This window comes from Neoroseomonas terrae (genome assembly GCF_018129025.1).
Classification (GTDB): domain Bacteria; phylum Pseudomonadota; class Alphaproteobacteria; order Acetobacterales; family Acetobacteraceae; genus Neoroseomonas; species Neoroseomonas terrae.
The window spans coordinates 1-26,190 of the sequence record NZ_JAAEDI010000006.1 but is presented as its reverse complement, the minus strand read 5'-3'; the positions used below and the strand labels follow the sequence as shown (position 1 = coordinate 26,190).

The following is a 26,190-nucleotide window of genomic DNA, read 5'->3' as shown; positions in this document are numbered from 1 at the left end:
GCCGACCGGGGACAGGGCCCCGGTGCCGATCCTTACGCCATCTTCTTCTTCAGGTTCTCGTCGATCTTCGCGAGGAACGCCTGGGTGTTCAGCCAGGGCTGGTCCTTGCCGATCAGGATCGCGAGATCCTTCGTCATGTGGCCGCTCTCGACCGTCTCGACGCAGACCTTCTCGAGCGCATTCGCGAAGTCCACCACATCCTGCGTGCCGTCGAACTTGCCGCGATAGGCGAGGCCGCGCGTCCAGGCGAAGATGGAGGCGATCGGGTTGGTCGAGGTCTCGCGGCCCTTCTGGTGCTCGCGATAGTGGCGCGTCACCGTGCCGTGCGCGGCTTCCGACTCAACGGTCTGCCCATCCGGGGACAGCAGCACCGAGGTCATCAGGCCGAGCGAGCCGAAGCCCTGCGCCACGATGTCCGACTGCACGTCGCCGTCGTAGTTCTTGCAGGCCCAGATGTAGCCGCCTTCCCACTTCAGCGCCGAGGCCACCATGTCGTCGATCAGGCGGTCCTCGTAGGTCAGGCCGCGCTTCTCGTATTCCGCCTTGAACTCGGCGTCGTAGATGCCGCGGAAGATGTCCTTGAAGTTGCCGTCATAGGCCTTGAGGATCGTGTTCTTGTGGCTGAAGTAGACCGAGAAGTTGCGCGCCAGGCCGTAGTTGAAGCTGGCGCGGGCGAAGCCCTCGATCGACTTGTTGAGGTTGTGGATCATCATCGCCACGCCGCCGGTCGCCGGCATCGCGAATTCGCCGATTTCCTGCGGGGCACCGCCCTCGGGGATGTAGGTCATCTTCACCGTGCCGGCGCCGGGGACCTTCATCTCGACCGAGCGGTAGATGTCGCCATAGGCGTGGCGGCCGACGACGATCGGCTTCGACCAGTGCGGCACCAGGCGCGGCACGTTCTCGCAGATGATCGGCTCGCGGAAGATCGTGCCGTCGAGGATGTTGCGGATCGTGCCGTTCGGCGAGCGCCACATCTTCTTCAGGCCGAATTCGGCGACGCGCGCCTCATCCGGGGTGATCGTCGCGCACTTCACGGCCACGCCATACTTCTTGGTGGCGTTGGCGGAATCGACGGTGATCTGGTCGTCCGTCTCATCGCGCTTCTGGATGCCGAGGTCGTAGTACTTCAGGTCGATATCGAGGTACGGGAGGATCAGCTTCTCCTTGATGAACCCCCAGATGATGCGGGTCATCTCGTCCCCGTCCATCTCGACGACGGGGTTCTTCACCTTGATCTTGGCCATGGGCAATCCTCTGCGGAGCGAACGGATGCGGGTCGCGCCCGGGCAGGGGCGGCCGATGCGGGCGGAAATTGCACTGCCAGGACAGGGGCGGCAAGCCCGGGGGCCGGGCGCGGGTCTGTTGCGCTCCGCTGGGGCCCGTGTCTGGCACCACGGTCATGGAAGATCGGGGGCCGCTGCCCGAACCGCCTGAGCTTCACTGACGCAGGACCGACAACGTGAGTAGGAGGCCTGGGTGCTGGCGTCCCGGACAGGCGGCCGCACCGGCCACGCTGCATGCTCCCGGCGCGCAAAGCGGCATCGAGGCCTCGAATATTGACGGCGGCGCACGGTACCAGGTCGAAGCTTCCAAAGGCCGTTCGGCCTTTGGTGGGGGGCCTGGAGGGGCAAGGCCCCTCCAGTTCTCCCGGCGCCGAAGCCGAGCGCTCTTTAACCGAGGCTCGTCACATCCATCGGCGCCGGCATCCAGGCATAGCCCTCGCCCTGCTTGGCCACCCTGCCCACACCCGGCCAGGGGAAGTGGTAGGACAGCACCAGCGGCCTGTCGGTCGCGAAAACCTCGAGCGCGCGCGACCGGGTCTGCGCCGACTGCTTCGGGTCCGTGTCATAGGCGAATTCGAGCATCGGCCGCTGCAGCAGCAGGATGTGATGGTGCGCAAGGTCGCCCGTATAGACCATCACATTGGGGCCGGAGCTGATGGTGTAGATGGTATGGCCGACGGTATGGCCCGGGGCCGAAACGGCGGTCACTCCCGGCGTCACCTCGCGCCCGTCCTGCACCATCACCATGCGGTCGCGATAGGCGTTGAGGTTCTTGGCCGCCCCGCGGATGAAGGGGCCCATGAAGGCGGGGCCGCGGATATTGCCCTCATCCGTCCAGTACCGCAGGTCGGCCTCCGAGATGGCGACCTGGGCGTTGGGGAAGTTGCGGTTGCCGTTGGCGTCCACCAGCGCCCAGCAATGGTCGCAATGGGCGTGGGACAGCACGACGAGGTCGATCTGCGCCGGGTCGATGCCGGCATCGCGCATGTTGCGCAGCAGGCGTCCCGTTGTGGGGCCGAACATCCGGCTGTCGGCCCCCATGCTCTCGCCCATGCCGGTGTCGAACAGGATGAGCTGCCGGCCGGTGTTCAGCACCAGCGCGTTCTGTTCCAGCAGGGCGTTTGCGGGGTCGAGGAAATTCGCCGTCAGCATGGCGTTGACCTCGCCGGGCCGGGCCCCGACGAAGGCTTCATCCGCCTTGCCGAGCGGCAGTGCGCCGTCGGAGATGACGGTCACCTCATACTCGCCGAGCTTGAAGCGGTACCAGGCGGGCGCGCCGCGCCCGACGAAGGGGGCCGCGGCTTCGGCGCGGAACAGTGGCAGTGAGGCGGCAGCAAGCCCGGCGCCCAGAAGGGCGCGACGGTTCATGGACATGATGCGTTTCTCCCACCGGCGCTGCCACGCGGGTGGGCGGCGCCGCGCCGAGACGCTATCGTTTCCGCCACGCGAAATGCCAGCATGACGTGTAACGCGCATGCTCATGCTCGCGTGATGGGCCAGGGAGGATCGCATGCTGTTACGGATCATGGGTGTGGGTCTGGCCGGCGCAGCTCTGCTCACCGCCGCGGCGGCGGCAAGCGGGGCTGCGGTCGCGGGCGCTGCCGTGCTGGCCTGCGCGGTGGCGAAGCGCCGCGGCAAGGCGCGAAGCGCCTGGCCGAAGGAGGAACCGGAGGCGGGCGAGGAAGCGACCGAGATTCGGCCTTAGGCACGCCACGGCCATTCTGGATCTCTTGCTCCGCCAGGGTCCCGGCGCTACCCCGCCGGCATGGCGTCGGAGGCTGACATGCGCGTCCTGATCGCGGGCGGGGGCGTGGGCGGGCTCGCCCTCGCGCTGTCGCTGCACGAACGCGGCATATCCAGCACGGTGTTCGAGGCGGCGGAGCAGGTCCGGCCACTGGGCGTCGGCATCAACACCCTGCCGCATGCGATCCGCGAACTCGCCGCGCTTGGCCTGCTGCCCGCGCTCGATGCGGTCGCCGTGCGCACGCGCGAGCTGCGCTATCTGAACCGCTTCGGCCAGGAGATCTGGGTCGAGCAGCGGGGCACCTGGGCCGGGCACGACGTCCCGCAATTCTCCATCCATCGCGGCCATCTGCATGAGGCACTGTGGCAGGCCGCGCGCGACCGGCTGGGGCCGGAGGCGCTCGTCACCGGCGCGCGGCTGGCCGCCTACGAGCAGGACGATGCCGGCGTGACCGCGCGCTTCGCCGACGGCCGGACCGCCCGTGGCGACGTGCTGATTGGTGCCGACGGCATCCATTCCGTGTTGCGCGCGGCGCTGCATCCCGACGATGGCGGCATCCGCTGGAACGGCATCCAGATGTGGCGCGGCGCCGTCGACTGGCCGGCCTTCGAGGGCGGCGACACCATGATCGTCGCCGGCGACATGACCGAGAAGCTGGTGCTTTATCCGATCGCTGGCGGCAGCACGCCGGCAACGCGGCTGACCAACTGGGTCGTCTGCGCGCAGATCGGCGACGCGACGAAGCCACCGCCCCGGCGGGAGGACTGGTCGCGTCCCGGCAGCCTTGCGGAGGTGCTGCCACATGTCGGGCGCTTCCGCATCCCTTTCCTGGATGTCGAGGCGCTGGTGCGGGCGACGCCAGCCTTCTGGGAGTACCCGATGTGCGACCGTGACCCGCTGCCGTTCTGGACGCGGGGGCGGGTCACGCTGCTCGGAGATGCGGCGCATCCGATGTATCCCGTGGGATCGAACGGCGCCTCCCAGGCGGTGCTCGATGCGCGCTGCCTCGCATCGCTGCTGGCAGGCGGCGATGCGACCGCCGCACTTGCTGCCTACGAGGCCGAACGCCTGCCTAAGACAGCGGAGATCGTGCGCAGCAACCGGCACGGCGGGCCGGAACGCGTCGTCGATGTCGTCTCGGCGCGCGCGCCTGATGGCTTCGAGCGCATCGAGGACGTGATCGCAGGCGCGGAGCTGGCCGCCATTGCCGGCGGCTACGCGCAGATGGCCGGGTTCGCCGCGCCGGGATAGCGCCACGCTTCGGCCGTTTCCGCACCATCCGCCGGAACGACGACGCATCCTGCCCGCGACGCGAAGCAGGAGAGCAGGATGACCACGCACAGCGAAACCTGGATGACGGTGCGTCAGCCGCGCGCGCGGGCCGGCCTGCCTGCATTCGTCGCCCTGTTGGCCCGGGCGCTGGAGCGCCGCGCGCAGCGGGCGGCGCTTGCCGCGCTTGAGCCACGGCTGCTGCGCGACATCGGTGTCACGCCGGATGACGCGGCGCAGGAAGCGGGAAAGCCGTTCTGGCGGCACTGACGGCGAGAGCCGATCGCGTCCGGGCGGGCGAGGGTGCCCGCCAAACGGAAAGTGCGCCGGTCGCGTGGGCGCAAGCGAACGCGGATGCTCTACTGCGCGAAAGGCCCCTCGACCAGCGCGGCAAAATACGTGCGCACGGGTGTCGCGTCGGTCAGACCTTGCATGATGCCCCAGAGGCTGGCCGCCAGCGCGAGCCCTATACCCACCAGCACGACCGACTGGCCGCGCGTGAGCGCCGGTCGGTCCGGGATCCGGGCTGCACCCGGCTGGGCCAGCGCGATGGCGACCAGCCCGCTCACCAGCACGCCGAGCAGCCACCAGCCGTGCCACAGCAGCAGCGCGCAGCTCACGCCGAGCAGCGCGGTCGTGACATGCGGCACCAGCCTGGCCGGCAGGAAGGGGCGCAGGGCCAGGATCAGCAACTGCCCGCCATCCAGCGGCGGCAACGGCGCCATGTTGAACAGGTTCAGCACGGCGAAGAAGAACGCGCAGCCGAGCAGGTAGTCGCTGCCGGCCATCCAACCGAGCAGCGCCGCCACGAGCGCCGAGGCAAGCCCCGCGAGCGGCCCGCCAAGCACCATCGCCGCATGCTGCCAGTCCTGCCCGTGCCGCATCCGCCCCACCGCGACGCCGCCGAGGAAGGGCACGAAGTAGAAGGCGCTGGTGCGGTCGCCGAAGGCGCGCATCACCGCCACATGACCCGTCTCATGCGCGACCAGCCCGACCATCAGGGCCAGGGTGAGCCACGGCCCGAACTCCCACGACCACCAGGCGCCGGCGATGACAGCGAAGGCCAGCGCCCCGCGCGACAGCCGCATGCCCAGCAGGCTGCGCGGCGCCGGCGGCTCGCCGTGCTGCGCCTCGAACCGCGCCCGCGCGCCGCTGCGTTCCATGGCCTGCTCGATCTGCATGCGGAGGGAACGCGCCGTCAGGGGGCGGAACAGCGTTGTCAGCCAATGCGCCGGTCCGCCGCTGCCGAGCCGCTGGAAGAAGATGTCCATCACCAACCGCGTACCGGCCGGTTCCTGCATCAGCGCGACCTGGCACGTCATCCGCTCGGCCACCCGTCCGGCCCGGTCGAGCAGGTCGAGCACCTGCTCGACGCGACCCTGCGAATGGTCCGTCCGCTGCGCCAGCCGCGCCGTCAGCCCGTGGCGATAGAACACCAGCGCGTCCGTCTCCGAGTGCCATTCATAGCGTTCGATACTCTCGAACGGATTGGGGCGGTGCGGGGAAGGCACGACCAGTTCCCACAGATCCTCCGGTGCGATCCGGTAGGTCTGGTCGATGCGGAGATGCTTGCGCGGCCGCAGCAGCAACACCGCCACACCGACCAACAGGATGAGGAGGAGGATGATCTGGGTACTCACGCCGGCCTTCTCGCCACCACCGTGCGCGGCGTCAACGCCGCCCCTTGCGCGGCGCGGCACGCCGGGCAGCATGTGCGCCACTCAGGGAGGATCAGGCATGGCCGGACGGATGACGGTGCGACGCTCGCATGATGGGCGCGTCGCGCATGTGGCGGTGGATCACGACGCCAAGCTGAACACGCTAAACCCGGCACTGATGCAGGAATTCGCGGCGACCTTCGAGACGCTCGGCGAGGATCCGTCGCTGCGCGCCGTGGTGCTGACCGGCGCCGGCCCGCGCGCCTTCATCGGCGGCGCTGACATCTCGGTGATGGCCGCGGTGCAGGACCCGCCGGGCGGCGAGGCCTTCATCCGCCTGGTCCATGGCTGCTGCCGCGCGGTGCGCGGCTGCCCCGTACCGGTGATCGCGCGGGTGAACGGATGGTGCCTCGGCGCGGGGCTGGAGATCGCGGCCGCCTGCGACCTGCGCATCGCCTCCGACGCCGCGAAGTTTGGCATGCCGGAGGTTCGCGTGGGCATTCCGTCGGTCGTCGAGGCCGCGCTGCTGCCCGGCCTGATCGGCTGGGGCCGCACCCGCCGCCTGCTGCTGCTGGCCGAGACGATCGGCGCGGCGGAGGCGCTGGAATGGGGCCTGGTGGAGCGCGTCGTCGCGCCGGATGCGCTGGATAGCGCGGTCGATGCCTGGATCGACTTGCTGCTGGAAGCCGGGCCGGAAGCGATCCGGTCCCAGAAGGCCCTGATCCGGCGCTGGGAGGATCTGACGATCAGTCAGGGCATCGAGGCGGGGATCGGCGCCTTCGCCGCGTCCTGGCAGACGGATGAGCCGACGCGAATGCTCGGCGGTTTCATGGCGCGCAAGAAGGGCGGGTGAGGTTCCACCGGCGGCGCGCCCCTATCGGCGTGCCTGCAATCGCTCGCAGCACCGTTCAAACGCGGTGAAGTCCCGCCAGCGCCGAGCCCGCGCGGCTTCGAAGCGTTCGAACACGCCGCCCGCCGCCTCGATCCCACCATCGATCATCAGGTTGTCGGCCAGCCCGAAATCCTCGAGGCCCATCGCCTCCGCATCCTCCCACCCGCCATCCTGTCGCTGCCGGGCCTCGGCGCCGAGGAAGTCGCGGGTGCGCGCCAGGAACTCGGCGCCTTCGTTGCTGTAGCCCATCACGGGCCGGCCCAGCGCACTCATGAACCCCAGTTCGAACACCGTTCCCGCGTCGGCTGACGGGCCGCGGAAGGGGGTGAGGTTCGCGATCAGGGCGCCGCAGGACCGGATATGCGCCTCGTTGCCGAGATAGATGCGCATCCAATACGGCCGGTCCGCGGGCGGCGCGGCGGGCGGCGTATCCAGCGGAAATACGCCTTCCAGCCCATGTGCCGCGCAGATGCGCTTCTTCGCCGCCGCGATGTCGAGCGCATCGGGCAGGAAGACTTCGGGGCCGGCGAGGTAGACGCGCATCCGCCGATCCTGCCTTGCCGGGTGCCGCCGCGCCATGCGGAATGCCCGGATGGACCTGGAAGCCGAGTACAACAACCGTGCGCGGGTGGCGGACAGCGCGGCGATCATCGCCGGCTGGGCCCGCGACGCCGCCGCCTTCCGCGCCGAATGGCCGCGCAGCACGCTCGACATCGCCTATGGCGCCGGCGATCGCGAGCGATTCGACCTGTTCGAGGCGAAGGCGCCCGGCCCCGTCGCGATGTTCATCCATGGTGGCTACTGGCAGGCGCTCGACAAATCCTTCGGCAGCCACTGGGCGAGGGGGCTCGCGACGCGCGGCGTGACGGTGGCGGTGCCGTCCTACGACCTGTGCCCCACCGTGCCGCTCGCGCGGATCGCCGACCAGATGCGGGCTGCCTGCATTGCCCTGCACCGGCGGACGGGCCAGCGATTGCTGGTAGCGGGGCATTCGGCGGGCGGGCACCTCGCCGCCATGCTGATGGCGACGGACTGGCGCGCCATCGACCCGGCGCTGCCGGAACGGCTGGTCGGCGCGGCCCTTCCGGTCTCCGGCGTCTTCGAACTGGAACCGCTGCTCGGCACCTCCGTCGGGCGCGGGCTCAACCTGTCGCCGGCCGAGGCGCAGGCGCTGTCCCCGCGGTATCTCCGCCCGGCGATCGGTGACCTTCACGCCGTGGTCGGCGGGGCGGAAAGCTCGGAGTTCATCCGCCAGACCCACGCCTTCGCCGCCGCCTGGAGGGCCAGCGGGGAAGAAATCCCGGGCGCCAACCACTTCACGGTGCTCGACCTCTTCCCGGACCCCGGCCACGCCCTGGTGTCCTTCGCTGCCGACATGGCGGGGCGGCTTGCGCCCGCCTGACGGATCGCGCTTAACAGGAGCGTGAATCCGGGGAGAGTTCCATGATCGGGATCGGACGGCGCGGGCTTCTGGGCGGGACCACGGCGCTGCTGGCCGCGCCCGCCATTCTCCATGCCCAGCCGGCGGGCGGCGTGAAGATCGGCGTGGTGGCGGTGCAGACCGGTCCGCAGGCGGCGCTCGGCAACCAGTTGAAGGATGGGTTCGCGCTCGGGCTGCGGCACCTGGACGGCAAGCTCGGCGGGCTGACTGCCGAGACCGTCATCATCGACGACGAGCTGAAGCCCGATGTGGCGGTGACCAAGGTCCGTGCCGCGCTGGAACGCGACCGCGTGGACTTCGTCGTCGGTGTGGTGTTTTCGAACATCCTGCAGGCGATCATCCGTCCGGTGACGGAATCCGGCACCATCCTGATCAGCACCAATGCCGGCCCGTCCACCTTCGCCGGGCGCGGCTGCAACCAGAACTTCTTCACCACCTCCTACAACAACGACCAGGTCCATTCGGTGATGGGCCAGGCGGCGCAGGATGCCGGCTATCGCCGCGTCTTCGTCATGGTCCCGAACTACCAGGCCGGGCGCGACGCCGTCGCCGGCTTCAAGTCGAAGTTCCAGGGGGAGGTGGTGGACGAGGTGTTCGTCCCGCTGACCCAGCTCGATTTCTCGGCCGAGCTCGCGAAGATCGCGGCATCGCGGCCGGATGCGATCTTCACCTTCATGCCGGGCGGGCTCGGCGTAAACCTCGTGCGGCAGTACCGGCAGGCGGGGCTCGCGAACATCCCGTTCCTGTCCACCTTCACGGTGGATGAGGCGACGCTGCCGGCACAGGGCGACGCGGCGCTCGGCTTCTACTCGGCGGCGTCCTGGGCGCCGAACATGGACAACGCGCAGAACGTGAAGTTCGTGACCGACTACATCGCCGCGCACAATGCGGTGCCGGCGACCTACGCCGCGCAGGCCTATGACGCGGCGATGCTGCTCGATTCCGCGATCCGCCGGGTGAACGGCAACCTCGCCGGCAAGGACGCTCTGCGCGCCGCGATCAAGGCCGCCGACTTCCGCTCGGTGCGCGGCCCCTTCGCCTTCGGCGTGAACCACTACCCGGTGCAGGATTTCTGGCTGCTGAAGGTGGGCCGCCGCGCTGACGGCAAGCTGGAGACGCAGACCGACCGGAAGATCTTCAGCAACGCGGTCGATCCCTGGGCCGCCGAATGCCGCATGCGCTGACGCCGGTCGCGCGCCGGCTGGCGAGGCTCGCCGTCGCCGGCCGGCACCCAGGAACGGCCGACGCGCACGAGCAGACCACGGTGCGAGCCAGTCGCGAGCGCGCCACGACGCCACCGGGGCGCGCCCATGCAGCGCCGCCGCCAGGGCGCGCCGCGTGACCACCCAGCTGCTTCTGGTGCAGGCGCTGAACGGGCTGCAGCTCGGCATCCTGCTTTTCCTGGTCGCCGCAGGGCTGACGCTGGTGTTCGGGGTGATGGACTTCATCAACCTGGCCCATGGTGTGCAGTACATGCTGGGCGCCTATCTCGGCGCCTCGCTGGCCGCGGCGACGGGGTCCTTCTGGTGGGGGCTGCTGCTGGCGCTGCCGGCGGCGCTGCTGGCCGGGCTGCTGCTGGAAGTGCTGGTGTTCCGGCATCTTTATGTGCGCGACCATCTGTCCCAGGTGCTGGCGACCTTCGGCGTCATCCTGTTCCTCAACCAGGGCGTGAAGCTCGTTTGGGGCGCCGCACCGCTGGAATCGCCGATCCCTGCGCTGCTGGAAGGCGGGGTAGAGATCATGCCCGGCCTGCAATACCCGCTGTATCGCATCGCGGTGCTGGGGGCGGGCATCGTCACGGCAGGCGGCCTGTGGTGGCTGGTGGAGCGCACCCGCGCCGGCATGCTGGTGCGCGCGGGGGCGACCAATGCGCCGATGGTCTCGGCGCTCGGCATCGATATCAACCGGCTGTTCACCATGGTCTTCGCCTTCGGGGCGATGCTGGCGGGCTTCGCCGGGGTGCTGGCCGGACCGATCTTCTCGGTCGAGCCGGGCATGGGCGACAACGTGCTGATCCTCGCCTTCGTGGTCATCGTGATTGGCGGGATCGGGTCGATCCGCGGGGCTTTCATCGCGGCGCTGCTGGTCGGGCTGATCGACACGCTCGGCAAGTCGCTGATGCCGGACCTGATGCGGTTGTTCCTCGATGCGTCGTCCGCCCGGCAGACGGGCGCGGCGCTGGCCTCGATGCTGGTCTATGTGGCGATGGCCGCGATCCTCGCCTTCCGCCCCGCGGGGCTGTTCCCGGTCCGGGCATGATCCGTCGCAACTGGCTTCCGCTGGCGGTGCTCGCCGCGCTGGCGCTTGCGCCCGTCGCGGGCTTCGCATCGTCCTATGAGACGACGCTGATGGCGCGGATCATGATCCTCGCCATGGCGGCGGTGTCGCTGTCCTTCCTGGTCGGCGGGGCGGGGCTGGCGAGCCTCGGCCATGCCGCCGCGGTCGGCGTCGGCGCCTATGCGGTGGTGGTGCTGGATGCGCAGGGCGTGACGGAAGCGGCCATCGTCCTGCCGGTCGCGATCGTCGCGGCGGCGCTGTTCTCGCTGCTGACGGGTGCCATCGCCATCCGCACCAGCGGCGTGCATTTCATCATGATCACGCTCGCCTTTGGGCAGATGGCGTTCTTCACTGCGTCGTCGCTGTCGGCCTATGGCGGCGATGACGGCTACACGCTCTACAGCCGTACAGAGGTCGCCGGAGCACGGCTGCTCGAGAACCGGCTCGCCTTCCACTACATCGTGCTCGGCGCGCTAGCGCTGACCTGGGCGGTGTGTGCGATGCTGCTCGCCTCCCGCTTCGGCCGCGTGCTTCGTGCGGCGCGGGAGAACGCGCAGCGCGTGGAGGCGATCGGCCTTGCGCCCTATCCCTTTCGCTTGACGGCCTATGTCATTGCGGGCGCCATCGCGGGCGTGGCCGGCGTGCTGCTGGCCAATGCGACCGAGTTCGTCTCCCCCGCCATCCTTTCCTGGCAGCGGTCGGGCGAGCTGCTGTTCATGGTCATCCTGGGCGGTATCGGGCGCCTGTGGGGTGCGATGCTCGGCGCGGTGGTCTTCGTGCTGCTGGAGACCTGGCTGGCCGAGATCACTCCGCATTGGCGCATGATCTTCGGGCCGCTGCTGGTGATCGCGGTGCTGACCATGCGCAACGGGCTGTCCGGGCTGGTGCATCGGCGCCATGGCTGAGCCGCTGCTGCGCCTGACGGGGCTGCGCAAGCACTATGGCGGGCTTGCCGTGACCGACGGCGTCTCGCTCGACGTGCGGCCCGGAGAGATCCACGCCGTGATCGGCCCAAACGGCGCGGGCAAGACGACGCTGATCCATGAGATCACCGGCGTGGTCCTGCCGGATTCCGGACGCATCGACTTCGCCGGGCGCGACATCACGCGCCTGTCCCTGCCGCGCCGCGCCCGCGCCGGCCTGGCGCGCAGCTTCCAGATCACCAGCATCGTCGCCGGCTTCTCGGCGCTGGAGAACGTCGCGCTGGCCGCTCAGGCGCGGGACGGCTCCTCCTTCCGCTTCTTCCGCCCCGCCGCATCCGAGCGCGCCCTGAACGACGCCGCCATGGCCGCGCTGGGGGAAGTCGGCCTCGGCGACCGTGCCGCGGTCCCGGCCGGCGCCCTGTCGCACGGCGAGAAGCGCGCGCTGGAACTGGCGATCGCGCTGGCCACGCAGCCGCGCCTGCTGTTGCTCGATGAACCGCTCGCCGGCGCCGGGCCGGAGGAGACCGAACGGCTGGTCGCCCTGCTGACGCGCCTGAAGGCCCGCTACACCATCCTGCTGGTCGAACATGACATGCAGGCCGTCTTCGCGCTGGCCGATCGTATCTCGGTGCTGGTCTATGGCCGCGTCATCGCGACCGGCAGCGTCGCGGAGATCCGCGGCAATGCCGAGGTTCGCGCCGCCTATCTCGGCGAGGACGACGCCTGATGCTGGCGGTCGAGAACCTCGTCGCCGGCTATGGCGGTGGCGGCGGCAGTCGCGTGCTGCACGGCATGTCATTCATGATCGGTGCCGGGGAGGTGGTCACGCTGCTCGGCCGCAACGGCATGGGCAAGACGACGACCGTGCGCGCCGTGATGGGCCTGTTGAAGCCCCAGGACGGCCGGATCGCAATGGACGGCGCCGATATCACCGGCCTGCCGCCCTTCCGCATCGCCCAGCGCGGCATCGGCCTGGTGCCGGAGGGCCGACAGGTCTTCCCGACTCTGACGGTCGAGGAGAATCTGGTCGCGACCGCCGCCAACCGGGCCGGCGGGGCGCCGCGCTGGACGCTGCCGGCCGTGCTCGCGCTGTTCCCCCGCCTGGCCGAGCGCCGCCGCAACCTCGGCGCCCGCCTGTCAGGGGGCGAACAGCAGATGCTCGCCATCGGCCGCGCTTTGATGACCAACCCGCGCCTGCTGATCCTGGACGAAGCGACGGAGGGCCTGGCCCCCCTGATCCGCGCCGAGATCTGGGCCGTGCTGGCGCAGCTTCGCGCCGAGGGGCTGGCCATCCTGTTGATCGACAAGAACCTCGCTGCCCTCCAGCGCCTCGCCGACCGGCATGTGGTGGTCGAAAAGGGCAGGGTGGTCTGGACCGGCAGCAGCGAAGCCCTTTCGGCCGCGCCCGAAGTGCGCGACACCTATCTTCACGTCTAGGTCAGGGAGAGCAGGACATGAACGCGTTGACCGCCGGCGTGACGCCGGCCGGCGAGGGCCTGGATGGCATCGTCTGGAACATCCTCGGCCAGACCTACAAGCCCGTCGCCCATGGCGAGTCCTGCTTCGCCTTCGACACGCTGTTCCCGGATGGGACCTTCGTGCCCCCCCATATCCACGCGACGCAGGACGAGTTCATCCGCGTGCTGGAAGGTCGGTTCGACCTGGTGCTGGACGGCCAGCCCGCTTCAGCCGGGCCGGGTGATCTGATCCGGATGCCGGCCGGCATCATGCACGGCATCTTCAACAAATCCGGGGCGCCGGTACGCGCGCTGTTCTGGGTCAGCCCGGCGCGGGACCTCTACCGACTGTTCACGCGCATCCACAATGTGGCGGACCCGGCCGAGGTGGTGCGGATCGCGGCGGAACACGAGGTGGAGTTCCTGCCCCCGCCAGGGTGAGGTTCGGCGAGAGGCTTGATGGAACCGCTGAGCGGCCGAAGCGACGATACCGGACGGTGAGATCCGGCGCGATCCAAAAGCGGCGCGCCGATTCGTTTTGCTTGGGCTCAACACGCGCAGCCCGGCTGCAGACTGCTCCGCGCCATGCCCGTCCTTGACATTGTCTACGTGACCGCCGCGCGCACCGCCAACAGAATGCGGTCCAGGATGCCCAGCATCCTGGTGGGGTGAGGTTTGGAGAGGGGCAAAGCCCCTCTCCAATAGTGCCCTCAGTGGTCCTCGGCGTCCAGTGCGTAGCCGGCGGAACGCACGGTGCGGATCAGGTCCACCTCGTGCTCGCCGTTGATCGCCTTGCGCAGCCGGCGGATGTGCACATCGACCGTGCGCGGCTCCACATGGATGTCGCGGCCCCACACGGCGTCGAGCATCTGCTCGCGCGTGAAGACCCGGCCCGGATGCTGCAGGAAGAACTCCAGCAGGCGGTACTCGGTCGGCCCCAGATGCAGGGCCCGCCCGTTGCGGCTGACGCGATGCGAGTCCTGATCCATGGTCAGGTCGCGATAGGTCAGCGTCCCCTTCGTGGCCGCGCCGCCGGACCGGCGGAGCAGCGCGCGGATGCGCGCGAGCAGCGCGTCCATCACGAAGGGCTTCGCGATGTAGTCGTCCGCGCCGGTGTCCAGGGCGCGCACGGCGTCCTGGTCCTCGGTGCGCGCCGTGACCATGATGATGGGCAGGTCGCGCGTGCCCGGGCGGCGGCGGAGCTGCCGGCAGACCTCGATGCCCGACAGGGCAGGGAGCATCCAGTCCAGCAGCACGAGATCCGGCCGGGCCTCGGAGACGCGCAGCAGCGCCTCCTGGCCATCGGCGGCTTCTTCGACCTTAAAGCCTTGCTTCTCCAGATTGTAGCGCAGCAGGGTCATCAACGGCGCCTCGTCCTCGACCACCAGGATGGTGGGCTTGGCGAGGGTGGAATAGGCCTCTGCCATCTAGGTCTCCCGAACCCTTGTCTCGAGTTTATTCGCCGGCCGGCCGAACCACCGCATAGGCCGACTGGTCGGCCTTGGGGCGGTCGTCGGGCAGGCTGTCGCCGCGCACGGCGTAGAAGATGCGCTCGGCGATGTTGGTGGTGTGGTCGCCGATGCGTTCCAGGTTCTTCGCGATGAACAGCATGTGGGTCGCCGCGGAGATGTTGCGCGGATCTTCCATCATGAAGGTCAGCAGCTCGCGGAAGATGCCGTTGTAGATCGCATCGATCGGCTCGTCGGCCTCCCAAACGCGGTGGGCGGCCTCGGCGTCACTGTTCACGAAGGCGTCCATCGCCGCCTTCAGGTTCTCCTGCACGAGATGCGCCATGCGCTCGAAGCCGTTCAGGCTGCCGATCGAAGGCAGGGAGGCCAGCACGATCGACCGCTTCGCGCCGTTGGCGGCGTAGTCGCCGATGCGCTCCAGGTCGTTCGACGCTTTCATCGCCGCGATGATGACGCGCAGGTCGGCCGCCATCGGCTGCCGCAGCGCGAGCAGCTTCACGCAGAAGGCCTCGATCTCGCGCTCCAGCGCATCGATCTGCACGTCGCGCTGCACCACCTCGGAGGCGAGCTCCGTGTCGCGGCGCACCAGGGCGCGCGTCGCATCGGCCACCTGGCGCTCGGCCAGGCCGCCCATGCGGGCGGTCATGTCGCGCAGCTTGCGCAGGTCCTCGTCGTAGCTGCGTACGATGTGTTCGCTCATGTCGTGGTCCTCCCGCCGCTCAGCCGAAGCGGCCGGTGATGTATTCCTGGGTCTTGGGATGCTTCGGCGCGGTGAACATCTGCGCCGCCGGCGCCACCTCGATCAGCTCGCCGAGGTAGAAGAACGCCACCTGGTCCGCGCAGCGCGCCGCCTGCTGCATGTTGTGCGTGACGATCACGATGGTGAAGTCGCGCTTCAGCTCGTCGATCAGCTCCTCGATCTTCAGGGTCGAGATCGGGTCGAGCGCCGAAGTCGGCTCGTCGAACAGGATGACTTCCGGGCGCACAGCGATGGTGCGCGCGATGCACAGGCGCTGCTGCTGGCCGCCCGACAGGCCGAGGGCGGAGGCGTCGAGCCGGTCCTTCACCTCGTCCCAGATCGCCGCGCGCGACAGGGCCCATTCGATGCGCTCATCCATCTGGGCACGCGACAGCTTCTCGTGCAGCCGGATGCCGAAGGCGATGTTCTCGTAGATCGTCATCGGGAACGGCGTCGGCTTCTGGAACACCATGCCGATCTTGGCGCGCAGCGCGTTCAGGTCGGCATCGGGGGCGACGATGTTCATGCCGTCGATCATCGCCTCGCCGGTGGCGCGCTGGCCGGGGTAGAGCGAGTACATCCGGTTCAGCACGCGCAGCAGGGTCGACTTGCCGCAGCCCGACGGGCCGATCATGCCCGTGACCTGGCGGTCGGGGATCAGGAAGTCGATGCCCTTCAGGGCGCGGTTGTCGCCGTAGAAGAACTCGAGGTTCTTGATGGCGATGCGCGGTGCATTCAGGGCCACCTCGGAGCGCGCCTGAACGCCTCCGAAGCTCTGGCTCGCGGTGTCGGCCACGCCGGTCTCGGTCGTGCTGGACATGGGGTCTTTCCTTCCGCTCACTTGCGGGTGCGCAGGACGCTGCGCGCCAGGACGTTAAGGGCGAGTACGCTCAGCGTGATCAGCAGGGCGCCGGCCCAGGCCAGGGCGATCCAGTCCTCGAAGGGCGAGCCCGCCATCGAGTAGATCGTCACCGGCAGGCTGGCCATCGGCGCGGACAGGTTGGTCGACCAGGCGTTGTTCCCGAGCGAGGTGAACAGCAGCGGCGCCGTCTCACCAGCCACGCGGGCGACGGCGAGCAGGATGCCGGTGATGATGCCCGACATCGCCGACTTCCAGCAGATGAGGACGATCATCTTCCACTTGGGCGACCCGAGGCCGATCACCGCCTCGCGCAGCGTGTTCGGGATCAGCGTCAGCATGTCCTCGGTGGTGCGCACCACGACGGGGATGACAATGATCGCGAGCGCCACGACGCCGGCCCAGCCCGAGAAGCCGCCGAAGGGCAGCACCAGGATCTGGTAGACGAAGAGGCCGACGAGGATCGAGGGCGCGGAGAGCAGGATGTCCGAGACGAAGCGGACCAGGTTCCCGAACTTCGAACCCTTGGCGTATTCGGCGAGGTAGGTCCCGACCAGCATGCCGATCGGCGTGCCGATGGCGGTGCCGAGCGAGGCCTGGATCAGGCTGCCCACGATGGCGTTCAGCAAGCCGCCCTCGGAGCCCGGGGGCGCCGTGACGTTCGTGAACACCCGCACCGACATCGCTTCGAAGCCACGATAGGTCAGCGTGATCAGGATGGAGGCGAGGAAGGCGAGGCCGATCAGCGTGGCGCCGACGCAGAGAGCACGGATGATCGTGTTCGTCCGCTTGCGACGCCGGCCGAGCGCGGCCGCGACCTCGGGGTCCTTGCGGGGACCGGGAACGGCCCCTGCGGTGAGGGAGATGCTCATCGGATCAGGCCTTCAGCCGCGAGCGCAGCAGGTAGCGTGAGGTTGCCAGGACGATGAAGGACAGCACGAAGAGGATGAAGCCGAGCGCCAGCAGCGAGGAGAGCTTGAGGCTGCCCGTCTCGCTCTCACCGAATTCGAGCGCGATCAGCGAGGCGATGGTGTTGCCCGGCCCGAAGATCGAGGTGCTGATCCGGTTCGCGTTGCCGATGACGAAGGTGACCGCCATGGTTTCGCCGAGCGCGCGGCCGAGGCCGAGCATGACGCCGCCGACCACCGACACGCGGGTATAGGGCAGCACGACGCCCTTCATCACTTCCCAGGTGGTGGCGCCGAGGCCGTAGGCGCTTTCCTTGTAGACCGGCGGCACCTGCAGGAAGACGTCGCGCATGGTCGCCGCGATGAACGGCAGGATCATGATCGCGAGGATGAAGGCCGCGGTGAAGATACCGGTACCGAAGGGCGCGCCCTGGAACAGGAAGCCGACCAGCGGCAGTTCACCGAAATTGTCGATGATCCAGGGCTGGAGATGTGCGGCGAATGCCGGGGCGATCACGAAGAAGCCCCACATGCCGTAGATGATGGAGGGCACCGCGGCCAGCAGCTCGATCGCCGTGCCCACCGGGCCGCGCAGCCAGGTGGGTGCGAGCTCGGTCAGGTAGAAGGCGACGCCGAAGGCGAGCGGCACCGCGAAGGCGATGGCGAGGATGGCGGTAACGATGGTTCCGTAGATCGAGACGCCGGCGCCGAACACCTCCCGCACCGGGTCCCATTCCGTGGACCAGATGAACTGGAGGCCGAAGGCGCGGAACGCCGGCAGGCCGGCGATGAAGAGCTCCACGATGATGGCGCCGAGCAGCACCAGGACGAGGAGACCCGAGCCCTTGCAGGCCCACTCGAAGATGATGTCGCCGATATTGCCGCCGCGACGCGCGGTGGCCGGCAATGGGGTGGTCGCGGTGGCTGCCTGGCTCACGTCATTGGCCCGTCACGAGGGGGGAGGAAAAGGGGCCCGGCCGATCGGCCGGGCCCCGTCTGGATCAGGCGCCGAACTGGCGCGTCCAGGCCTGGCGGATCGCGGTCTTCGTCGCGTCCGGCAGCGGGATGTATTCCAGCTCGCGGGCCAGGTTGTCGCCGTTGGTGAAGGCCCAGTCGAAGAAGCGGCGCACCGCGGCGCTGCGGGCCGCATCCTGCGGGTTGGTCGGCAGCAGGATGAAGGTCGGGGACACGATGGGCCAGGAATTCGCACCGGCCTGATCGATGATGTTCGCCGCGAAGCCCGGCACCGACCAGTCGGCGTTCGACGCGGCCGCGAGGAAGTTGTCCATCGTCGGGCGCACGAAGTTGCCGGCCTTGTTGCGGAGCTGCACGGTCACGAGGCGGTTCGTCGTGGCATAGGCGTTCTCGACATAGCCGATGCCGCCGCGCGTGTTGCGCACGCCGCCCGCGACGCCTTCATTGCCGCGCGCGCCGTTGCCGACCGGCCAGCGCACCGAGGTCGCCGAGCCCGGGCCACCGCGCCAATCGGCCGACACCGCCGTGAGGTAGGAGGTGAACACGAAGGTCGTGCCCGAACCGTCCGCACGGTAGACCGGGGCGATCGCGAGCGCCGGCAGGTTCACGCCCGGGTTCAGGGCCGTGATCTTGGCGTCGTTCCAGCGGGTGATCTTGCCGAGGAAGATTTCGGCCAGCACTTCGCCGTTCAGGCGGAGCTGCTCGTTCTCGATGCCCGGGACGTTGATGATCGGCACGACCGAGCCCATCACCGTCGGGAACTGCAGGAGGTTGGCTTCGGTCAGCTGCTGCGCGGACAGCGGCGCGTCGGTGGCGCCGAAATCGACGGTGCGGTTGCGGATCTGGTTGATGCCCGCACCCGAGCCCACCGACTGGTAGTTCAGCTGGATGTTGGTCGGCCCACGGGCGGCCTCGGCCCACTTCTGATAGACCGGGTTGGGGAAGGACGCGCCGGCGCCGGTGATCTGCGCAGCCTGGGCGCGCGCGACGACGGGGAGAGCCAGCGCCGCGCCGGCGCCAAGGAGGAGGGACCGCCTGTTCATAAGAGTTACTCCATGCGTGTGACAGCAGCACCCCGCGAGGGAGGCACCGACGCGGCGGCTTCTAGGCGGGGTGAAAGACCTCCCGATTGCAAATTTATGATGGTTCGATGACAGACCCTGCGACAATTGCCGCAGTCATCCCCACGTTGCGCAGCGCCGCGCCGGACTGCAACCGGAGGCTGCATCACGTACCTCGTTCCGGCCCGCTGGATGGGCAAGTAGCTACATCGAAACGAATTTGGTACGGCGGGCGGTGCAACGGCACCGCCCTTCCGCGCTTAGCGATACCAGTTCGGGCGCCGCTTCTCGCGGAACGCGGCAAGTCCCTCGCGGCCCTCGGCCGAGGCCCGCTGCATCCAGGATTCATGCGCCAGCAACGACATCTCGCGCGCCGAGAGCTTCAGCCCATTGGCCCCAAGGAACGAGTCCTTGGTCATGGCAATGGCAGTCGGTGAGGACAGCATGGTCTGGTCGATCACCTCGGCGAGTCGCGCATCGGCCTTGTCCGCGGCGACCACCTCATGCACCAGCCCGATCCGCAGCGCCTCCGCGGCATCGAAGCGTTCCCCCGTGATCGCGTAGCGCCTAGTCTGCCGGACCCCCATGGCGTGGACCATATGCGTGCTGATGGGGGTGGGCGCGACGCCGACTCGCACTTCCGTGAGGCCGAAGATGGCGTCCGGGGTCGCGATCGCGACATCCACGCAGCACACCACGCCGCAGCCGCCGCCGAAGCAGGCCCCATGGACCAGGGCGAAGGTCGGCTTCGGGAACTCGTTCAGCTTCTGCATGGCCGTCGTCGTCGCCATCGACGCGACATAGGCCTGCTCCGGCCCATAGGTCGCGGCCTTCGCCAGCCAGTCGAGATCGGCCCCGGCCTGGAAATGCTTGCCCGCCCCGCGGATCACCAGCGCACGAACGCTGTCATCGTCATGCAGCTTGTCCAGCCCGGCGATCAGCGCGCCGAGCAGATCCTCGTCATACGCATTGCCCTTGCTGGGCTTGTTGAGCGTGGCGGTGGCGATGCCGCGATCGTCGATCGACAGCAATACGGGGTCGGCCATGGCGGTACGTCCTTGTCGTGAAGAGCAGCACCGGTCCGCACCCCATCCGGTCACCCCATGACAGCATGCTGGATGGGTGGCCGGGCGAGATGCGGGCCGTGCCGGGATGCGCCGGATTGGCGCGTCCCTCAAGCAACCGCATCCTTGCCGCGGCGAGGCGTCCCGCCAAGTCACCGTTGACGCATGGTCGCAGCGCGCCGAGGCTCCGCCGGGTCAATAGGAGCGCCCGAGCCATGGCCAGCAGCCGCCCCACGCTTTCCGGTCCGCGTCACGCCGTCTCGGCGGGGCATTACCTTGCCGCCTCGGCCGGCGCCGCGGTGCTGGAAGCCGGCGGCAACGCCATCGATGCGGGCTGTGCGGCCGGCATGGCGCTCGGCGTGGTGCTGCCGGACCTGGTCAACGTCGCCGGCGTCGCACCCATCATGATCCGCCTTGCCGACGGCACGGTCGAGACGATCGCCGGCCTCGGCCACTGGCCGCGCTCCCTGCCGCCCGACATCTTCATGCGCGAACATGGCGGCAAGATCCCGTCCGGCGTCCGCCGCACCGTCGTGCCGGCCGCGCCCGACGCCTGGATCACCGCCCTGGAACGCCACGGCACGATGAGCTTCGGCGACGTCGCGCAATACGCCATCCGCTATGCGGGGGAGGGCTACGCCGTCTTCCCGCTGCTGGCCGAGACCGTCGCGCTGCATCAGGCCGACTACGCGCGCTACCCGTCCAACGCCGCGATCTTCCTGCCCAACGGCGCGCCGCCGAAGGTGGGCGAGCGCTTCGTGCAGTCCGACCTCGCCCGCACGCTCTCCTATATGGTCGACGAGGAACGCCGCGCCGCCGCCAAGGGCGGGCGCATGGCGGGCCTCGCCGCGGCCCACGCGGCCTTCTATCGCGGCGACATCGCGCGGGAGATCGTGAATTTCATCCAGGCCGAGGGCGGCTTCCTGTCCATGGAGGACATGGCCGGCTTCCGCTCCCGTCTGGAACCCGCCGTCGCCCGCCCGTGGCGCGGCCATACGCTGCTGACCTGCGGCCCGTGGTGCCAGGGGCCGGCACTCGCCCAGGCGCTGCTGCTGATGGAACGCGCCGGCTTCTCCGGCATGGCGCATAATTCCGCCGACTACCTTCACCTGCTGACCGAATGCGTTAAGGCGGCGATGGCCGACCGCGAATACCATTTCGGCGACCCGCTCTACACGCAGGTGCCGCTCGACGGGCTGCTGTCGCCGGAGCATCTCGACGCCCGGCTACGGCAGATCGACCCGCAGCGCGCCCACCCGTCCATGTATGAGCCGCTGCTCGGCCAGGGCACGCCGGCCGATGGCCCGCAGCGCACCGACCTGCCGAAGGTCGAGGCCGATACCTCCTACGTCGCCGTGGTGGACCGCTGGGGCAACGCCTTCAGCGCGACGCCCTCGGACGGGTCGTGGAACTCGCCGGTCGTGCCGGGGCTGGGGCTGATCCCGTCCAACCGCGGCAGCCAGTCGCGCCCCGACCCGGCGCATCCGTCCGGTGTCGCGCCGGGCAAGCGGCCGCGGCTGACGCCGAACCCGGCGATGCTTGTCACGGAAGATGGCGGCGTCATGCCCTTCGGGACGCCGGGCGGCGACGTGCAGATCCAGGCCATGCTGCAGGTCATGCTGAACGTGTTCCATTTCGGCATGGAACTGCAGGAGGCCATCGAGGCGCCGCGCATCGCTTCCTATGCCTTCCCGTCCTCCTTCGCGCCCTTCGACTACTTCCCCGCCCGCGTCGCCGCGGAGGCTCGCATTCCCCAGGCCGTGCGCGACGAACTGACCGCGCGGGGGCATGAGGTGAAGGAGTGGCCCGAGATCACCTGGCTCGCCGGCAGCGTCGAGGCGGTGATGTCCGACCCCAAGGCGGGCCTCGTCCGCGCCGGGGCTGACCCGCGCCGCCCGGCCTACGCCATCGCCGGGTGAGGCGAAGCCTGCCCATGATGTGCCCCGGTGAGCGCGGCGCGTCCACCATGGAGCGCGAGGCGATCGGCGGGCGTCGTGCCTTCGTCACGATGACGGAGACGCGTGCCGATGTCGCTCGCGCCACGCGGTCGAAACCGTTTGGGGGGATCGCGTGATGCTGCGTCGCAGCCTGGCTTTGCTGGCGCTGGCGGCGCCGGCGAGTGCCGCCGTGCCCGACTGGGTCGCTGAGCTGCGCAGCGGTGGCTTCGTACTGTACATGCGGCACGGCGTCACCGACCGCAGCCAGGTGGATACGGGGCGGCTTGGCGATCGCGCCGGACAGCGCAACCTCTCGCTGGCCGGCATCAGGCTGGCCGAGCAGGTCTCCGCCACCTTCGCACGGCTGGCGATCCCGATCAGGGCGGTTCGATCAAGCCCCGTCTTCCGCGCCTCTGACACCGCGACGATCATGGCGCGCGGGATGCCCGTCGACGTCACGATGGACCTCGTCGCGGATGACTACACCGTCGATGTGGCGGCGGCCGCAGCGTCGCTACGGCGTGCGCTGACAGCGGCGCCGGCGGCGGGCACCAACACGCTGCTGGTCGGGCATATCCAGAAGCTCGCCCTGGTACTGGGCCGTCCGCTGTCGCAGCAGGAGTTTCCGGAGAACGGCGTCGCCATCGTGCAGCCCGAACCGCCGGACGGCTTCGCGCTGCGCCGCATCCTCGCACCCGACGTGATCCTCGCCGCAGCGACCTGATCACTGCCGCGCGAGGCCGCGCGCCTTGCTTGCGTTGGCAGAGGCCCGCGGCGTCTAATCGACCGATCGGTCGGTCGTGGTGCGGCGCACCCGTACCGCGCGGGAGGAAAACACCATGATCACGCGACGTCTGCTGCAGGGCGCTGCCCTGACGCTTGCCGCCCCTGCCTCGCTCCGCGCCCAGGCGGGCGGCGGACGCCCAATCCGCATGCTGGTCGGCTCCGCCGCCGGCGGCTCGCAGGACATGACCGCCCGGCTGATCGCGCCGGGCATGTCCACGCGCCTCGGCCAGAACGTCGTGGTGGAAAATCGCGGGGGCGGGGGTGGGATGCTCGTCTTCGACCCCGTGATGCGCGCCATTCCCGACGGCACCGCCGTCACCACCGGCAACATGGGCACGATCATCATCAACTCGATCGCCGAGCCTGACTTCCCGATCAAGCCGATGCGCGACCTTGCGCCGGTGTCGCTGGTCGCAGACGTGATGACCGTCCTGGTCGTCCCGGCCGACCGCCCCTGGCGCAGCGTCGATGAACTGGTGGCCGCCGCCCGCGCGCGGCCCGGCGAGTTAAGCTGGGCGCATCCCGGCATCGGGTCGAGCCCCTGGCTCGCGGCCCTGCTGCTCGACAAGGATGCGGGCCTTTCGACCATCTCCGTTCCCTTCCGTGGCGGGGCCCCGGCCGTGATGGAACTCCTCGCCGGCCGCATCGACTATTGCTTCGCGACCACGCCGACGGCGCTGCCGCATATCCGCAGCGGCAAGTTGCGGGCGCTCGCCGCGCCGACGCCCGAGCGGCTGTCGGTGCTGCCGGAGGTGTCGACGATGGTCGAACTCGGTTACCGGGACTTCCTGGTCAGCGGCTGGTTCGCGGTGCTCACCACGCCGGGCACGCCGCCCGAGACCATCACGCGGCTGAACCGCGCGATCAACGCCGCGACCGCCGATACCGACGTGATCGCCGCCTTTGCCCGCGAAGGCATGGCGACGTTGCATTCGACGGCGGAGGAGTTCGCGGCGCGCGGCGCGGCGGAACGCGAGAAGTGGGAACCCATCGTGCTCGCCGCGACGCGCAACCGCTCTCTCTAGACGTAGCCGGGCCCCTCGATCGCCGGATGCGCGGCGAGGAAGCCCTCGTCGATCTCGACGCCGATGCCCGGCGCCTCGTTCGGCCGCACATTGCCATCCGTGCCGATTTTCCACGGCGCGCTGCCGAGCTCGTCACGGAACTTGTTCGCCTTCGAGATATCGGCCTCGAAATACCCGCCATTCTCGATCGCGGCGAGGAAGTGGATCGACGCCGCCTGGTTCACCCCAGTCATGGACGAGTGCGGGTGGATCGGGATCTTGAAGGCGCTCGCCATGCCCGCGATCCGCAGTGCCTCGGTGATGCCGCCGCATTTCGACAGGTCGGGCTGCCAGATGGCGATGACGCCGTCCTCGAGCACGCGCGTGAACTCGTAGCGGGTGAAGTGGTTCTCCCCCGCGGCGAGCGGCGTGGTGCCGTAGCCGCGGGCCTGGCTGTAGAGATGATGGTCGTGGGCGGGGAAGGGTTCCTCCAGCCAGCCGATGTTGAGCCGGTCCATCTCCGGCATCACCTGCCGCACCTGGTCGATGGAGTAGCCGATATTGGCGTCGGTCAGGATGGTTACCGCCTCGCCGAAGGCGGTGCGCACCGCCTCCATGCGTGCGACGTCGTCCTTCACCGTGTCGCCGACGCGCAGCTTCACCGCCCTGTAGCCGGCTTCCATGTGCGGCGCGGCCTCATCGATCAGCGCGGCCGGGTCCTGGTAGCCGAGTGCGACGCCGCCGGCATAGGCCGGCACCGGCCGCGACGACCCGCCGAGCAACCGGTACAGCGGCAGCTTCAGCGCCTTCGCCTTGGCGTCCCAGATCGCCATGTCGAGCCCCGACATCGCCATGGCGCAGCCCGCGCCCATGCCGTGGCTCGCGAGCTGGTACTTGTAGATCCGCGCATTGATGCCCGTGGTGTCGAAGGCATCCATGCCCAGCACCAATTGCCGCAGCGTCGTGCGGATCAGAGTCGCGATCGCCGTATGTGCCCGGCCATGATGGCTTTCGCCCCAGCCGACGATGCCGTCCTCGGTGGTGACCTTCACCATCACCGCATCGCGCTTCACCGCCTGGCCGATCCCGAGCTTCGGGCCACCCGGCGGCAGGGGAAAGGAGGTCGGGAAAGCCTCGACGTCGACGATCTTCATGGTTGCGCTGTCCTCCATCGTTGCGCTGACGCTGCCAGCCGGGCAGGCCGTTTGCAAATCGAGGTCAGCCAGACGCCGGCGCGCTTTGCGGCGATGCGGTTGCCGTGAGGGCACGGCGAGCGAAGACGGCGCCCACGGGCCCCGGCGAGGAACCGCCCGTGGATCGGCCCGGCGCTCCGCTACCCGCGCAGCGCCTTGATCTGGGCCGGATAGCCAGATGGATCGACGGCGGCATCGATCAGCACCGGGCCTGACGCGGCGCAAGCGGCCGCGACGGCCTCGGCGAGTTCCGCTTCGGTGTTGGCGGTCAGCCCGATGCCCCCCATCGACCGCATCGCAGCCGCCAGGTCGGCGCGCGGCCAGCCCAGTGCGCCCGTGGGCAGGTCGCGCTTCTCCTTCTTGATGTCGATCAGCGAGAGCGTGGCGTCATTGAACACCACGACAACCAGCTTCACGCCCAGCACCGCCGCCGTCGCCAATTCACCGAGCCCCATCAGCAGGCCGCCATCGCCGGTGAAGGCGAGCGCACCGCGCCCAGGGTCGTGGAGCGCCGCCGCAATGGCGGCCGGCAGCGCGAAGCCCATCGTCGCGAGCCCATTGGAAATCAGCAGGTCGCCAGGCCGCCTGCACTGCCAGAAGGTCGTCGCGGGGAACATGTGGGCGCCCGCATCCACAGCGACGCGCGGATCGAAGCCGGCCTTCCCGCAGGCGGCCTGGGTGATCTCGACGATGCGCTGCGGCCCGATGCCGCCGCCCTGCCTCGGATCGTTAGCGAGCGTGAGCAGCCAGGCCTCGCGCAGCGCGGCGATCGACGGCGCGTCCCATTCGCTGCGCGTGACGCCGCCAGCCAGCGCATCCAGCGCCGGCGCGATCGCGCCCGACAGCGCGGCTTCCGGCGCGGCGTAGGGCAGGGTCCGCGGCGCCGTCGCCACCTCGATGATCGGTACGGGCCAGCGCCAGGGCTTCGGGATGAACTCGACCGGATCGGCGCCGACCATGATGACCGCGTCGCAGGCATCGAGCACCGGCCCTTCCGCCGCGCCGCAGGTGAAGATGCCGGCAAAGTGCGGGTCGGCATCCGCGATCGCGCCCTTGGCCTTGTAGGTGACGAGCGCCGGGCAGCCGAGAGCGGCGACCAGGGCGCGAAGTTCGTCGGCCGCATCCACTGCTTCCAATCCGGCGACCACGACGGGCCGCCGCGCCCGCGCCAGGACCTGCCGCGCGGCCGCGACGGCGACAGCGTCCGGCGCAGGCAGGGCAGGGCGGGCGACCGCCGCCGGCAGCGCC

General features: G+C 69.4%; 27 protein-coding genes. 14 read left to right on the top strand and 13 right to left on the bottom strand.

Features of this window, described 5'->3' with window-relative positions; all coding sequences use genetic code 11:
* Nucleotides 1–32: 32 nt before the first annotated feature.
* Nucleotides 33–1,247, bottom strand: a complete 1,215-nt coding sequence (locus GXW78_RS06540) for an NADP-dependent isocitrate dehydrogenase (protein WP_211867174.1) — start codon at nt 1,245–1,247, stop codon at nt 33–35.
* Between the two features lie 426 nt (nt 1,248–1,673).
* Nucleotides 1,674–2,660 carry an MBL fold metallo-hydrolase gene (locus GXW78_RS06535; protein WP_246521932.1) on the bottom strand — a complete coding sequence of 329 codons (987 nt, stop codon included), beginning with the start codon at nt 2,658–2,660 and terminating at the stop codon, nt 1,674–1,676.
* Nucleotides 2,661–2,796: 136 nt separating this feature from the next.
* Between GXW78_RS06535 and GXW78_RS06530 the strand changes: the two genes are divergently transcribed.
* The 3 genes from GXW78_RS06530 (at nt 2,797) to GXW78_RS06520 (ending at nt 4,569) form a co-directional block, all read left to right on the top strand.
* Entirely contained in the window at nt 2,797–2,991 is a 195-nt protein-coding gene (locus tag GXW78_RS06530) for a hypothetical protein (RefSeq protein ID WP_211867172.1), read from the top strand.
* Nucleotides 2,992–3,051: 60 nt separating this feature from the next.
* Nucleotides 3,052–4,281 carry a flavin-dependent oxidoreductase gene (locus GXW78_RS06525; protein ID WP_246521931.1) on the top strand — a complete coding sequence of 410 codons (1,230 nt, stop codon included), beginning with the start codon at nt 3,052–3,054 and terminating at the stop codon, nt 4,279–4,281.
* 78 nt (nt 4,282–4,359) lie between these two features.
* Nucleotides 4,360–4,569: a DUF1127 domain-containing protein gene (locus tag GXW78_RS06520; RefSeq protein ID WP_211867170.1), complete on the top strand. Its 210-nt coding sequence runs from the start codon at nt 4,360–4,362 to the stop codon at nt 4,567–4,569.
* 89 nt (nt 4,570–4,658) lie between these two features.
* On the opposite strand, the gene GXW78_RS06515 is transcribed toward GXW78_RS06520, so the two are convergent.
* A complete protein-coding gene (locus tag GXW78_RS06515) occupies nt 4,659–5,939 on the bottom strand; it encodes a metalloprotease (protein ID WP_211867168.1) in 1,281 nt (426 codons plus the stop codon).
* A gap of 97 nt (nt 5,940–6,036) precedes the next feature.
* Here GXW78_RS06515 and GXW78_RS06510 point away from each other — a divergent pair, with 97 nt between their 5' ends.
* Complete coding sequence (locus GXW78_RS06510; RefSeq protein ID WP_211867166.1) at nt 6,037–6,810, top strand: enoyl-CoA hydratase; 774 nt, start codon at nt 6,037–6,039, stop codon at nt 6,808–6,810.
* A 21-nt stretch (nt 6,811–6,831) separates the two neighbouring features.
* Here GXW78_RS06510 and GXW78_RS06505 read toward each other — a convergent pair whose 3' ends face one another.
* Complete coding sequence (locus tag GXW78_RS06505; RefSeq protein WP_211867164.1) at nt 6,832–7,392, bottom strand: nucleoside 2-deoxyribosyltransferase; 561 nt, start codon at nt 7,390–7,392, stop codon at nt 6,832–6,834.
* A gap of 34 nt (nt 7,393–7,426) precedes the next feature.
* Between GXW78_RS06505 and GXW78_RS06500 the strand changes: the two genes are divergently transcribed.
* From GXW78_RS06500 to GXW78_RS06470, 7 genes are all read left to right on the top strand, one after another.
* Nucleotides 7,427–8,251: an alpha/beta hydrolase gene (locus tag GXW78_RS06500; RefSeq protein ID WP_211867162.1), complete on the top strand. Its 825-nt coding sequence runs from the start codon at nt 7,427–7,429 to the stop codon at nt 8,249–8,251.
* Nucleotides 8,252–8,292: 41 nt separating this feature from the next.
* The gene (locus GXW78_RS06495) at nt 8,293–9,474 is read left to right on the top strand and encodes an ABC transporter substrate-binding protein (protein WP_211867160.1); all 1,182 of its coding nucleotides are present in this window, start codon (nt 8,293–8,295) and stop codon (nt 9,472–9,474) included.
* Nucleotides 9,475–9,628: 154 nt separating this feature from the next.
* Nucleotides 9,629–10,549, top strand: a complete 921-nt coding sequence (locus GXW78_RS06490; RefSeq protein WP_211867158.1) for a branched-chain amino acid ABC transporter permease — start codon at nt 9,629–9,631, stop codon at nt 10,547–10,549.
* Nucleotides 10,546–11,472 (top strand): branched-chain amino acid ABC transporter permease, encoded by a 927-nt coding sequence (locus GXW78_RS06485; RefSeq protein ID WP_211867156.1) that lies wholly within the window; start codon nt 10,546–10,548, stop codon nt 11,470–11,472. The genes GXW78_RS06490 and GXW78_RS06485 overlap by 4 nt, the downstream gene beginning before the upstream one ends.
* Complete coding sequence (locus tag GXW78_RS06480) at nt 11,465–12,217, top strand: ABC transporter ATP-binding protein (protein ID WP_211867154.1); 753 nt, start codon at nt 11,465–11,467, stop codon at nt 12,215–12,217. Before GXW78_RS06485 ends, GXW78_RS06480 begins: the two co-directional genes overlap by 8 nt.
* Nucleotides 12,217–12,927: an ABC transporter ATP-binding protein gene (locus GXW78_RS06475; RefSeq protein WP_211867152.1), complete on the top strand. Its 711-nt coding sequence runs from the start codon at nt 12,217–12,219 to the stop codon at nt 12,925–12,927. Before GXW78_RS06480 ends, GXW78_RS06475 begins: the two co-directional genes overlap by 1 nt.
* Before the next feature lie 17 nt (nt 12,928–12,944).
* A complete protein-coding gene (locus GXW78_RS06470; RefSeq protein ID WP_211867150.1) occupies nt 12,945–13,388 on the top strand; it encodes a cupin domain-containing protein in 444 nt (147 codons plus the stop codon).
* 269 nt (nt 13,389–13,657) lie between these two features.
* Here the strand turns inward: GXW78_RS06470 and phoB are convergent, their stop codons facing one another.
* The 7 genes from phoB to GXW78_RS06435 form a co-directional block, all read right to left on the bottom strand.
* Complete coding sequence (gene phoB, locus GXW78_RS06465; RefSeq protein WP_211867148.1) at nt 13,658–14,374, bottom strand: phosphate regulon transcriptional regulator PhoB; 717 nt, start codon at nt 14,372–14,374, stop codon at nt 13,658–13,660.
* A 28-nt stretch (nt 14,375–14,402) separates the two neighbouring features.
* The gene (gene phoU / locus GXW78_RS06460) at nt 14,403–15,116 is read right to left on the bottom strand and encodes a phosphate signaling complex protein PhoU (protein ID WP_211867146.1); all 714 of its coding nucleotides are present in this window, start codon (nt 15,114–15,116) and stop codon (nt 14,403–14,405) included.
* A gap of 19 nt (nt 15,117–15,135) precedes the next feature.
* Nucleotides 15,136–15,975 (bottom strand): phosphate ABC transporter ATP-binding protein PstB, encoded by an 840-nt coding sequence (gene pstB / locus GXW78_RS06455; protein WP_211867144.1) that lies wholly within the window; start codon nt 15,973–15,975, stop codon nt 15,136–15,138.
* 17 nt (nt 15,976–15,992) lie between these two features.
* The gene (gene pstA, locus GXW78_RS06450; RefSeq protein ID WP_211867141.1) at nt 15,993–16,886 is read right to left on the bottom strand and encodes a phosphate ABC transporter permease PstA; all 894 of its coding nucleotides are present in this window, start codon (nt 16,884–16,886) and stop codon (nt 15,993–15,995) included.
* A gap of 4 nt (nt 16,887–16,890) precedes the next feature.
* The gene (gene pstC, locus GXW78_RS06445) at nt 16,891–17,859 is read right to left on the bottom strand and encodes a phosphate ABC transporter permease subunit PstC (protein ID WP_211867140.1); all 969 of its coding nucleotides are present in this window, start codon (nt 17,857–17,859) and stop codon (nt 16,891–16,893) included.
* Between the two features lie 64 nt (nt 17,860–17,923).
* Complete coding sequence (pstS, locus tag GXW78_RS06440) at nt 17,924–18,940, bottom strand: phosphate ABC transporter substrate-binding protein PstS (RefSeq protein ID WP_211867138.1); 1,017 nt, start codon at nt 18,938–18,940, stop codon at nt 17,924–17,926.
* A gap of 278 nt (nt 18,941–19,218) precedes the next feature.
* Nucleotides 19,219–20,004 carry an enoyl-CoA hydratase-related protein gene (locus GXW78_RS06435; RefSeq protein WP_211867136.1) on the bottom strand — a complete coding sequence of 262 codons (786 nt, stop codon included), beginning with the start codon at nt 20,002–20,004 and terminating at the stop codon, nt 19,219–19,221.
* Nucleotides 20,005–20,237: 233 nt separating this feature from the next.
* Between GXW78_RS06435 and GXW78_RS06430 the strand changes: the two genes are divergently transcribed.
* The 3 genes from GXW78_RS06430 (at nt 20,238) to GXW78_RS06420 (ending at nt 23,770) form a co-directional block, all read left to right on the top strand.
* Nucleotides 20,238–21,941 carry a gamma-glutamyltransferase family protein gene (locus GXW78_RS06430; protein ID WP_211867134.1) on the top strand — a complete coding sequence of 568 codons (1,704 nt, stop codon included), beginning with the start codon at nt 20,238–20,240 and terminating at the stop codon, nt 21,939–21,941.
* 154 nt (nt 21,942–22,095) lie between these two features.
* The gene (locus tag GXW78_RS06425) at nt 22,096–22,683 is read left to right on the top strand and encodes a histidine phosphatase family protein (protein ID WP_211867132.1); all 588 of its coding nucleotides are present in this window, start codon (nt 22,096–22,098) and stop codon (nt 22,681–22,683) included.
* A gap of 115 nt (nt 22,684–22,798) precedes the next feature.
* A complete protein-coding gene (locus GXW78_RS06420; RefSeq protein ID WP_211867130.1) occupies nt 22,799–23,770 on the top strand; it encodes a Bug family tripartite tricarboxylate transporter substrate binding protein in 972 nt (323 codons plus the stop codon).
* Here the strand turns inward: GXW78_RS06420 and GXW78_RS06415 are convergent.
* Both GXW78_RS06415 and GXW78_RS06410 read right to left on the bottom strand, forming a co-directional pair.
* Entirely contained in the window at nt 23,767–24,903 is a 1,137-nt protein-coding gene (locus GXW78_RS06415) for a mandelate racemase/muconate lactonizing enzyme family protein (protein WP_211867128.1), read from the bottom strand. The two genes, GXW78_RS06420 and GXW78_RS06415, sit on opposite strands and share 4 nt — an antisense overlap.
* A gap of 179 nt (nt 24,904–25,082) precedes the next feature.
* The coding region (locus GXW78_RS06410) for a thiamine pyrophosphate-dependent enzyme (RefSeq protein ID WP_211867126.1) at nt 25,083–26,190 on the bottom strand (1,108 nt) is incomplete at its 5' end.

Excerpts from the sequence above, each read along its gene's own strand:
- GXW78_RS06540 (WP_211867174.1), bottom strand. The coding sequence starts at position 1,247 with ATGGCCAAGATCAAGGTGAAGAACCCCGTCGTCGAGATGGACGGGGAC.
- GXW78_RS06535 (WP_246521932.1), bottom strand. The coding sequence starts at position 2,660 with ATGTCCATGAACCGTCGCGCCCTTCTGGGCGCCGGGCTTGCTGCCGCC.
- GXW78_RS06530 (WP_211867172.1), top strand. The coding sequence starts at position 2,797 with ATGCTGTTACGGATCATGGGTGTGGGTCTGGCCGGCGCAGCTCTGCTC.
- GXW78_RS06525 (WP_246521931.1), top strand. The coding sequence starts at position 3,052 with ATGGCGTCGGAGGCTGACATGCGCGTCCTGATCGCGGGCGGGGGCGTG.
- GXW78_RS06520 (WP_211867170.1), top strand. The coding sequence starts at position 4,360 with ATGACCACGCACAGCGAAACCTGGATGACGGTGCGTCAGCCGCGCGCG.
- GXW78_RS06510 (WP_211867166.1), top strand. The coding sequence starts at position 6,037 with ATGGCCGGACGGATGACGGTGCGACGCTCGCATGATGGGCGCGTCGCG.
- GXW78_RS06505 (WP_211867164.1), bottom strand. The coding sequence starts at position 7,392 with ATGCGCGTCTACCTCGCCGGCCCCGAAGTCTTCCTGCCCGATGCGCTC.
- GXW78_RS06500 (WP_211867162.1), top strand. The coding sequence starts at position 7,427 with ATGCGGAATGCCCGGATGGACCTGGAAGCCGAGTACAACAACCGTGCG.
- GXW78_RS06495 (WP_211867160.1), top strand. The coding sequence starts at position 8,293 with ATGATCGGGATCGGACGGCGCGGGCTTCTGGGCGGGACCACGGCGCTG.
- GXW78_RS06485 (WP_211867156.1), top strand. The coding sequence starts at position 10,546 with ATGATCCGTCGCAACTGGCTTCCGCTGGCGGTGCTCGCCGCGCTGGCG.
- GXW78_RS06480 (WP_211867154.1), top strand. The coding sequence starts at position 11,465 with ATGGCTGAGCCGCTGCTGCGCCTGACGGGGCTGCGCAAGCACTATGGC.
- GXW78_RS06475 (WP_211867152.1), top strand. The coding sequence starts at position 12,217 with ATGCTGGCGGTCGAGAACCTCGTCGCCGGCTATGGCGGTGGCGGCGGC.
- GXW78_RS06470 (WP_211867150.1), top strand. The coding sequence starts at position 12,945 with ATGAACGCGTTGACCGCCGGCGTGACGCCGGCCGGCGAGGGCCTGGAT.
- phoB (WP_211867148.1), bottom strand. The coding sequence starts at position 14,374 with ATGGCAGAGGCCTATTCCACCCTCGCCAAGCCCACCATCCTGGTGGTC.
- phoU (WP_211867146.1), bottom strand. The coding sequence starts at position 15,116 with ATGAGCGAACACATCGTACGCAGCTACGACGAGGACCTGCGCAAGCTG.
- pstB (WP_211867144.1), bottom strand. The coding sequence starts at position 15,975 with ATGTCCAGCACGACCGAGACCGGCGTGGCCGACACCGCGAGCCAGAGC.
- pstA (WP_211867141.1), bottom strand. The coding sequence starts at position 16,886 with ATGAGCATCTCCCTCACCGCAGGGGCCGTTCCCGGTCCCCGCAAGGAC.
- pstS (WP_211867138.1), bottom strand. The coding sequence starts at position 18,940 with ATGAACAGGCGGTCCCTCCTCCTTGGCGCCGGCGCGGCGCTGGCTCTC.
- GXW78_RS06435 (WP_211867136.1), bottom strand. The coding sequence starts at position 20,004 with ATGGCCGACCCCGTATTGCTGTCGATCGACGATCGCGGCATCGCCACC.
- GXW78_RS06430 (WP_211867134.1), top strand. The coding sequence starts at position 20,238 with ATGGCCAGCAGCCGCCCCACGCTTTCCGGTCCGCGTCACGCCGTCTCG.
- GXW78_RS06425 (WP_211867132.1), top strand. The coding sequence starts at position 22,096 with ATGCTGCGTCGCAGCCTGGCTTTGCTGGCGCTGGCGGCGCCGGCGAGT.
- GXW78_RS06420 (WP_211867130.1), top strand. The coding sequence starts at position 22,799 with ATGATCACGCGACGTCTGCTGCAGGGCGCTGCCCTGACGCTTGCCGCC.
- GXW78_RS06415 (WP_211867128.1), bottom strand. The coding sequence starts at position 24,903 with ATGAAGATCGTCGACGTCGAGGCTTTCCCGACCTCCTTTCCCCTGCCG.